Source organism: Streptomyces sp. NPDC002309, from assembly GCF_053593375.1.
The window spans coordinates 1-7,859 of record NZ_JBSFCI010000087.1; the positions used below are offsets into that span (position 1 = coordinate 1).

At 73.8% G+C, this 7,859-nt stretch carries 6 protein-coding genes; 4 read left to right on the plus strand and 2 right to left on the minus strand.

The features are described from left to right. Positions 1-538, minus strand: a 538-nt coding sequence (locus ACWCPM_RS34300; RefSeq protein WP_450980178.1) for a septum formation initiator family protein, incomplete at its 3' end; no start/stop codon positions are given. Between the two features lie 203 nt (positions 539-741). Next, positions 742-1,698 carry a 16S rRNA (cytosine(1402)-N(4))-methyltransferase RsmH gene (gene rsmH / locus ACWCPM_RS34305; protein WP_450980179.1) on the minus strand — a complete coding sequence of 319 codons (957 nt, stop codon included), beginning with the start codon at positions 1,696-1,698 and terminating at the stop codon, positions 742-744. 415 nt (positions 1,699-2,113) lie between these two features. Between rsmH and ACWCPM_RS34310 the strand changes: the two genes are divergently transcribed. From ACWCPM_RS34310 to ACWCPM_RS34325, 4 genes are all read left to right on the plus strand, one after another. Beyond that, positions 2,114-2,662 carry a beta-class carbonic anhydrase gene (locus ACWCPM_RS34310; protein WP_450980180.1) on the plus strand — a complete coding sequence of 183 codons (549 nt, stop codon included), beginning with the start codon at positions 2,114-2,116 and terminating at the stop codon, positions 2,660-2,662. Positions 2,663-2,902: 240 nt separating this feature from the next. Next, a complete protein-coding gene (locus ACWCPM_RS34315) occupies positions 2,903-3,940 on the plus strand; it encodes an AAA family ATPase (protein WP_450980181.1) in 1,038 nt (345 codons plus the stop codon). Then, positions 3,940-5,316: a DUF58 domain-containing protein gene (locus tag ACWCPM_RS34320; RefSeq protein WP_450980182.1), complete on the plus strand. Its 1,377-nt coding sequence runs from the start codon at positions 3,940-3,942 to the stop codon at positions 5,314-5,316. The genes ACWCPM_RS34315 and ACWCPM_RS34320 overlap by 1 nt, the downstream gene beginning before the upstream one ends. Further along, positions 5,313-7,808 carry a transglutaminase family protein gene (locus ACWCPM_RS34325; protein WP_450980183.1) on the plus strand — a complete coding sequence of 832 codons (2,496 nt, stop codon included), beginning with the start codon at positions 5,313-5,315 and terminating at the stop codon, positions 7,806-7,808. The genes ACWCPM_RS34320 and ACWCPM_RS34325 overlap by 4 nt, the downstream gene beginning before the upstream one ends. The last annotated feature ends 51 nt before the right edge of the window (positions 7,809-7,859 follow it).

Genomic DNA, 7,859 nt, shown 5'->3' on the forward strand with positions numbered 1-7,859 from the left:
CCCGGCCCGCGGCCGCCGTCCGGGGGTCGGCCGGCGCCGGGGTGGGGGGCACGGCGGCCGTGGGGAGGGCGGGCGTGGCCGCGGGTGCGGGCGAGCCGGACCCGGCGGACGCGAGGCCGGTGGCCATCGCCTCGGGGGCGAGGACGAGGGGGTGGCGTGCGGAGGCCGGTTCGGCGGCGACGGCGGACGGCAGGCCCTTGACGGTGCCGTCGGGGTCGAGGAAGGCGGGGTCGGAGCCGGGGACCATGCCGAGTTCGCGGGCGCGCCGCTGAAGGGCGTCGGGCGCGGAGTAGGCGTCGATGTCGCGCTGGAGGGCCTGCTCCTCGTCGGTGAGGCTCTTGGTCTCCCGCTGGATGTCGTCGAGCTGGAACGACCCTTCGCTGAGCGCCGAGTTCAGCACGAGCAGGCCGATGAGTCCGCCGCCGAGCAGCAGGACGACGAGGAGGACGAAGGGCGTGCGCGCGGCCTGCCCCCGTCCGGTGGGCAGAAGCCGCGCGAGTCGCGCCGCCCTTCCCCTCAGTTCGGGTTTCCTGCTCACTCACCCTCCCCTGGTGCCGCGTCGGTCAAGGTCTGCCCGCGCGGAGCGGCGTCCGGTGCGTTCTCCCGGCGTGCCGGGCGTCGCGACGGGGCGAACCTCGGCCGACGCGGCACCGGCGCGGATGCCGGACCCGCTCGTGCGGTGAGGTGGGGTGGGTGGCCGGCCGCGGTTCCCCGAGCCGGATGCCCGCCCGATCGGCTGCCTCACTCGACGTCCTCCCTGATCCGCTGCGCCGCGCGCAGTCGCGCCGGGGCCGCGCGGCGGTTCTCGGCGACCTCTTCCTCGGAGGGAAGTTCGGCACCACGGGTGAGCAGCTTGAGCCGGGGCTGGTACTGCTCCGGCACCACCGGCAGTCCGGCCGGCGCGGTGCTGGTCGCGCCCGCGGTGAACACCTGCTTGACCAGCCGGTCCTCCAGCGAGTGGTACGACAGCACCGCGATCCGCCCGCCCACGTCCAGCGCCTTGACCGCCGCCGGGATCGCCCGCTCCAGGACGGACAGCTCGCCGTTGACCTCGATGCGCAGGGCCTGGAAGGTGCGCTTGGCCGGATTGCCGCCGGTCCGCTTGGCGGCCTGCGGGAGCGCGTCCCTGATCAGCTCCACGAGCCGCGCGCTGTTGCGGAACGGCTCCTTGTCGCGCTCGCGCACGACGGCGGACACGATGCGCTTGGCCTGCTTCTCCTCGCCGTACGCGCGCAGGATCCGCACCAGCTCACCGGCCGGGTAGGTGTTGAGGACCTCGGCGGCGCTGACTCCGGTCGACTGGTCCATGCGCATGTCCAGCGGGGCGTCCTGGGAGTAGGCGAAGCCGCGGTCCGCCTCGTCGAGCTGCATGGAGGAGACCCCCAGGTCGAACAGGACGCCCTGCACGCGCGCGATGCCGAGCCTGTCCAGCACCTCGGGCAGCTCGTCGTACACGGCGTGCACGAGGGAGGCGCGCTCGCCGTACGGCACGAGCCGCTCGCCGGACAGGCGCAGTGCCTCCTTGTCCCGGTCCAGGGCGACGAGGCGGGCCTCGGGGAAGCGGGCGAGCAGCGCCTCGCTGTGACCGCCGAGGCCGAGCGTGCAGTCGACGACCACGGCTCCGGGCCGCTCCAGGGCGGGTGCCAACATGTCCAGGCACCGCTGGAGCATCACCGGGACGTGTCGACTCTGGCTCAAGTGGCCCTCTCAGGTCCGGCGGGCGGTACGTACCGCCGGGTCCCCGCCCGCTCGTGAAGGGGAGGCCTGCCGGCGCCGAGGCGTCAGCCGGCCGGGAGCGGGTGGGGGCCGAGCCGTACGTACGCGCCGCGCACGTGGGGGATCTCCGGCAACCACGCCGGAATCCGGGGATTCGCTGCAGCGGGGAGAGCCTCGCCTCCCGCTTCGCGTCACTTTAGTCCACGCTCTGTCGCGGTCAATCAACCGGCCTGCGCGTCGCGGCGGCGGTCGGGGATCAACCCGCGAACCGGTGATGATCACTCGTAAGGGCGCATTCCCGCCACGCTTGTGGGTTAGCTCACATTGAGGCGGGATGACGTTCTTTGTCCTGCCTCACAACAGGACCCGAACGCCGGTGACCAGTACCGTCGTCACCATGACGACTTCTGCATCGGTTCCCGCCGGCTCCGAGGACGCCATAGCCGGCGTCGGCACTGTCACCGACCGCCTCGTCGAGGCGAACGAGCGGTACGCGGCCGCCTTCAGCGACCCGGGCATGGACGCCCGCCCGGTCCTCCAGGTCGCCGTGGTGGCCTGCATGGACGCCCGGATCGACCTGCACGCCGCGCTCGGCCTGCGGCTCGGCGACTGCCACACCATCCGCAACGCGGGTGGCGTCGTCACCGACGACGTGATCCGCTCGCTCACCATCAGCCAGCGCAAGCTGGGCACCCGCAGCGTGATCCTCGTCCACCACACCGGCTGCGGCCTGGAGTCCCTCACCGAGGACTTCCGCACCGAACTGGAGGCGGAGGTCGGCCAGCGCCCGGCCTGGGCGGTGGAGTCCTTCACGGACGTCGACCAGGACGTCCGGCAGTCGATGCGGCGGGTACGCAGCTCGCCGTTCCTGCTCCACACCGACGACGTGCGGGGCTTCGTGTTCGACGTGCGGACGGGGCGGCTGCGCGAGATCGACCCGGCGTGACCGCCGCCCGGGGATCCCGTTCCATGGGATTCCCGGGCCCAGGGCGGAACAAATTGCTGTAAGACCCGACATATCGCGGCCAGTTGTCCACAGTCGAGTGACACGAATCGGTAACGGCGGCAAGAATGCGGGTGTGGCGTCGCGCGGAGCTGTTCACGCGTGGTGTCCGTGTTTCGGGGTGGGCCGGGTACGCATCGCAGAGCGTCGGCCCGTGGCAAAGAACGGGCCGAGGAGGGCCGGGTGACGACCTATGACGATCGAGCGAGCCTCACTGATCTGACTGCCACCGCGGATCGGATCCGCAGTGCGGTGGAAGAAGTGATCGAGGGCAAGCCCGAGGTCGTGCGGCTTTCGCTGACCGTACTGCTCGCCGAGGGGCATCTTCTGATCGAGGACGTCCCCGGTGTGGGCAAGACGATGCTGGCCAAGACGCTGGCACGGTCCATCGACTGTTCGGTGCGGCGTATCCAGTTCACGCCCGACCTGCTGCCCTCGGACATCACCGGGGTGTCCATCTGGGACCAGCAGCGCAGGGACTTCGAGTTCAAGCCGGGCGCGATCTTCGCCCAGATCGTGATCGGCGACGAGATCAACCGCGCCTCGCCGAAGACCCAGTCCGCGCTGCTGGAGTCGATGGAGGAGCGCCAGGTCACCATCGACGGGCAGACCTACGAGCTGCCCAGCCCCTTCATGGTGGTCGCCACGCAGAACCCGGTCGAGATGGAGGGCACCTACCCGCTTCCCGAGGCCCAGCGGGACCGCTTCATGGCCCGGGTCTCCATCGGCTACCCGAGCGCGGAGGCCGAGCTGCAGATGCTGGACGTGCACGGCGGGGTGAGCCCGCTGGACGACCTCCAGCCGGTGGCGCACGCGCACGAGATCGTGAAGCTGATAGAGGCGGTGCGCGGCGTCCACGTCGCCGAGACCGTCCGGCGGTACGCGGTGGACCTGGTCGCCGCCACCCGCAGCCACCCCGATCTGAGACTCGGCGCCTCGCCCCGCGCGACGCTGCACCTGCTGCGCGCCGCGAAGGCCTCGGCGGCCCTGAGCGGCCGGGACTACGCCCTGCCGGACGACGTCCAGGCCCTCGCGGCGGCCGTGCTGGCCCACCGTCTGCTGCCCACCGCGCAGGCCCAGCTCAACCGCCGCACGGCGGAGCAGGTGGTCCAGGAGATCCTGCAGAGCACACCGGTGCCCTCGGCCCCCCAGCAGAACGTCTTCGGCAGCCTGGGCCACGGGGCACAGGCGTACGGGCAGCAGCCGCCCCGGAGGCTGTGATGACCGCCCCGGCGGGGCCCGCTCCCGCCGACGCCGGCCAAGGCGACAAGGGCGGCCTGCGCACGGCCCTGGCCGGTCTGACCACGCGCGGCCGCTCCTTCCTCGCCGCCGGGGTCGCCGCGGCCGTCTGCTCCTACGTCCTGGGCCAGAGCGACCTGCTCCGGGTCGGGCTGCTGCTGGCCGCGCTGCCCCTGGTGTGCGCGACCGTGCTGTACCGCACGCGCTACCGGGTCGCCGGCAGCCGCAGGCTCTCCCCCGCGCGCGTGCCCGCCGGTGCCGAGGCGCGGGTCCATCTGCGGATGGACAACGTCTCCCGGCTGCCGACCGGTCTGCTGATGCTCCAGGACCGGGTGCCCTACGTACTCGGCCCGCGGCCCCGCTTCGTGCTCGACCGCGTGGAGCCGGGTGGCCGCCGCGAGGTGTCCTACCGCGTCCGCTCCGACCTGCGCGGCCGCTATCCGCTGGGCCCGCTCCAGCTGCGTCTGACCGACCCGTTCGGCATGTGCGAGCTGACGCGGTCCTTCTCGACGTACGACACCCTGACGGTGATCCCGCGCGTGGAGGCGCTGCCGGCGGTACGGCTGGCCGGCGAGGCGAAGGGGTACGGCGACGGGCGGCTGCGCTCGCTGGCGCTGGCCGGCGAGGACGACGTGATCCCGCGCGAGTACCGCCACGGCGACGACCTGCGCCGGGTGCACTGGCGCTCCACCGCCCGCCACGGCGAGCTGATGGTGCGCCGCGAGGAGCAGCCGCAGCGCTCCCGCTGCACGGTGCTGCTGGACACCCGGGGCGTCGCCTTCGCGGGAGCGGGTCCCGACTCGGCCTTCGAGTGGGCCGTCTCCGGCGCCGCGTCCGTGCTGGTGCACATGCTCGAACGGGGCTTCTCGGTGCGGCTGTCGACCGACACCGGCACCTCGGTGCCCGGCGACGGCGCGGACGGCTTCGCGGGCGCGAGCCAGGAGTCGGCGGACGCGGCCGGCCTGATGATGGACACCCTCGCGGTGATCGACCACTCCGACGGCATGGGTCTGTCGCGGGCCTACGACCTGCTGCGCGGCGGGCACGAGGGACTGCTGGTGGCCTTCTTCGGCGACCTGGACGAGAAGCAGGCCGCGGTGGCCGCCCGGATGCGCCAGCGCACCGGCGGCGCGGTCGCCTTCGTCCTGGACAGCGCCGACTGGGTGCGGGAGGCGACGGACCCGCCCGGCCCGCCGAACGGCAACGAGGACCGGCTGCGGATGCTGCGCGAGGCCGGATGGACGGCCGTGCGCGTCCCGAGGGGTGCCTCGCTGCACGACCTGTGGCGCCAGGCGGAGCGTGAGCGCAGCGGTGTCGTGGCGGCGGGCGGCGCGGCCGCCGGGGAGGGGTGGTCATGAGCGGGCAGGCGCGGATGGCACTGTGTGCCGCGGCGGCGACGCTGATGGCGTCGTGCGCCCTGCTGCCGCTGGTCGACCAGGTCTCGTGGTTCGTGCAGGCGGCCGTGCTGCTGGGGGTCCAGACGGGGGTGGGCGCGGCGGCCCGGCGGGTCCCGCTGGCGCGCCCGCTGACGGTGGCCCTCCAGGCACTGGTCACGCTGATGCTGCTGACCCTGCTCTTCGCCCCGGAGTACGCGGTCATCGGGGTGATCCCCGGCCCCGACGCCTTCGTGCACTTCGCCGACCTGCTCCGGCAGGGCACCCAGGACGTCGGGCGATACGCCATCCCGGCCCCGCTGTCCGTCGGCATCAAGCTGATGCTCGTCGGCGGTGTCGTGGTGATCGGGCTCGCGGTCGACGTACTGGCGGCGACCTTCCGCAGCGCCGCCCCGGCCGGACTCCCGCTGCTCGCGCTGTACTCGGTGGCCGCCGGACTGTCCGACGGCGCCGGCGGCTGGGTGTGGTTCCTGATCGCCGCGGCCGGCTATCTGATGCTGCTGCTCGCCGAGGGGCGCGACCGGCTGTCGCAGTGGGGCCGGGTGTTCGGCGGCGCGCAGCGAGGCCCGGGCCGCGAGCCCGCCGGCCCGGTGGCGCCGGTGCGCGCGGGGCGGCGGATCGGCGTGGTGGCGCTGGGCATAGCCCTGGCCGTACCGCTGGCCCTGCCCACCATGGACGGCGGCCTGCTGGACCCCGCCGGGACGGGCGTCGGCACGGGCAGCGGAGGCGGCGGCACGATCTCCGCGGTGAACCCGCTGGTGTCCCTGCGCGACAGCCTGAACGTCGAGGAGGACCGCACGGTCCTGACCCTGCGCACCAGCACGCGCCAACTCTCCAGCACGTATCTGCGGATCGTGTCCCTGGACGACTTCGACGGCACCACGTGGAAGCCCTCCCGGCGCAATATCGTCGCGGTGCCCGACGAACTCCCGACGCCCGTCGGCCTGGGCCCGGACATCCGGCGCGCCGAGGTCCGCACCCGTATCGCGGCCTCGGACTCCTACGCCCAGGACTGGCTGCCGATGCCGTATCCGCCGAGCGGGGTCGACGTCGACGGCAACTGGCGCTACGAGCCCGTCGGCATGACGCTCGTGGGTGACCACGGCCAGACCACCCGCGGCGCCACCTACGAGGTGACCAGCCTCGACGTGCAGCCGACGGCGGAGCAGCTGGCCTCGGCGCCGGCCCCGCCCACGGCGCTCCGGCGCGAGTTCACCCAGGTGCCGGAGTCCCTGCCGGGTGTCGTCCCGCGCACGGCCCGCGAGATCACGGCCGACGCGAAGAACCCTTACGAGCAGGCGGTCGCGCTCCAGGAGTACTTCGCGGTGTCCGGCGGTTTCACCTACGACACCGAGGTGCAGGCCGGCAGCGGCTCCCAGGCGATCGCCCGCTTCCTGCGGGACAAGCGGGGCTTCTGCGTGCACTTCTCCTTCGCCATGGCGTCGATGGCCCGCACGCTCGGCATACCGGCCCGGGTCGCCGTGGGCTTCGCGCCCGGGACGGCGCAGGCGGACGGCTCGGTGGCGGTGGGCCTGCGGGACGCCCACGCGTGGCCCGAGCTGTACTTCGAGGGCGTGGGCTGGACCCGCTTCGAGCCGACGCCGAACCGGGGCTCGACGCCCACGTACACCCAGCCGGAGGTGCCCAGCACGGTCCCCGACCTGCCGGAGGCCGCGCAGTCCGCGGACTCGGCTCCCTCGGCCCAGCCGTCCACGAGCGAGAGCTGCGTGCGGCAGGACGAGCGGGGTCAGTTGTGCGGCGGTGCGCTGCCGCTGGACCCGGGCGCCTCGGACGACGCGGGCCGGCCCTGGTACCGGACGGCGGGCTGGACGCTCCTGGTCGTGGCGCTGGTCGTCGTGCCCCTGCTGCCCATGCTGTGGCGGCTGAGACGGCGGTCGGTGCGACTGGCCTCGGCCCGGCACACCGGGTCCCCCGCCCCGGGTGGGCTCGGCCGCGGACGCCGTGGGAAGGGCGGTGACGACGGCGTCGCGGTGACCACCCTCGCCGTGGAGCCGGACGGGCGGTACGCCGCCGAGGCGGCCGCCGGGCATGTGCTGGCCGTCTGGCGCGAACTGACGGACACCGCCTGGGACTACGGCATCGCACCGGACGACGCGCTCACCCCGCGCAAGGCGGCCGCGCGGATCGTGCGGCTCGGCCATCTGGACGAGCCGACGTCCCGTTCGGTGCACCGCGTGGCCGGTGCCGTGGAGCAGGTGCTGTTCGCACGGGAACCGCGCGCCGAGGCCGGATTGACCGACGACGTGCACCAGGTGCGGGTGGCGCTGCGCTCCCGGGCGGGCAGGCGGACCCGGGTCCGCGCCGTCCTCGCACCACGCTCGGCGGTGCGTGCGCTCTGGGACCTCAACGAGCGGTGGCTGGCCGTGAAGGGGCGCGTGGCGACCGGCTGGGCGGCCGTCCTGGCACGGCGCCCGTTCGGCCAGCAGAGCGGCTGAGAGCCGGGGCAGGGCATCGCGAGGGGGCGGCACCCGGTCGGGTGCCGCCCC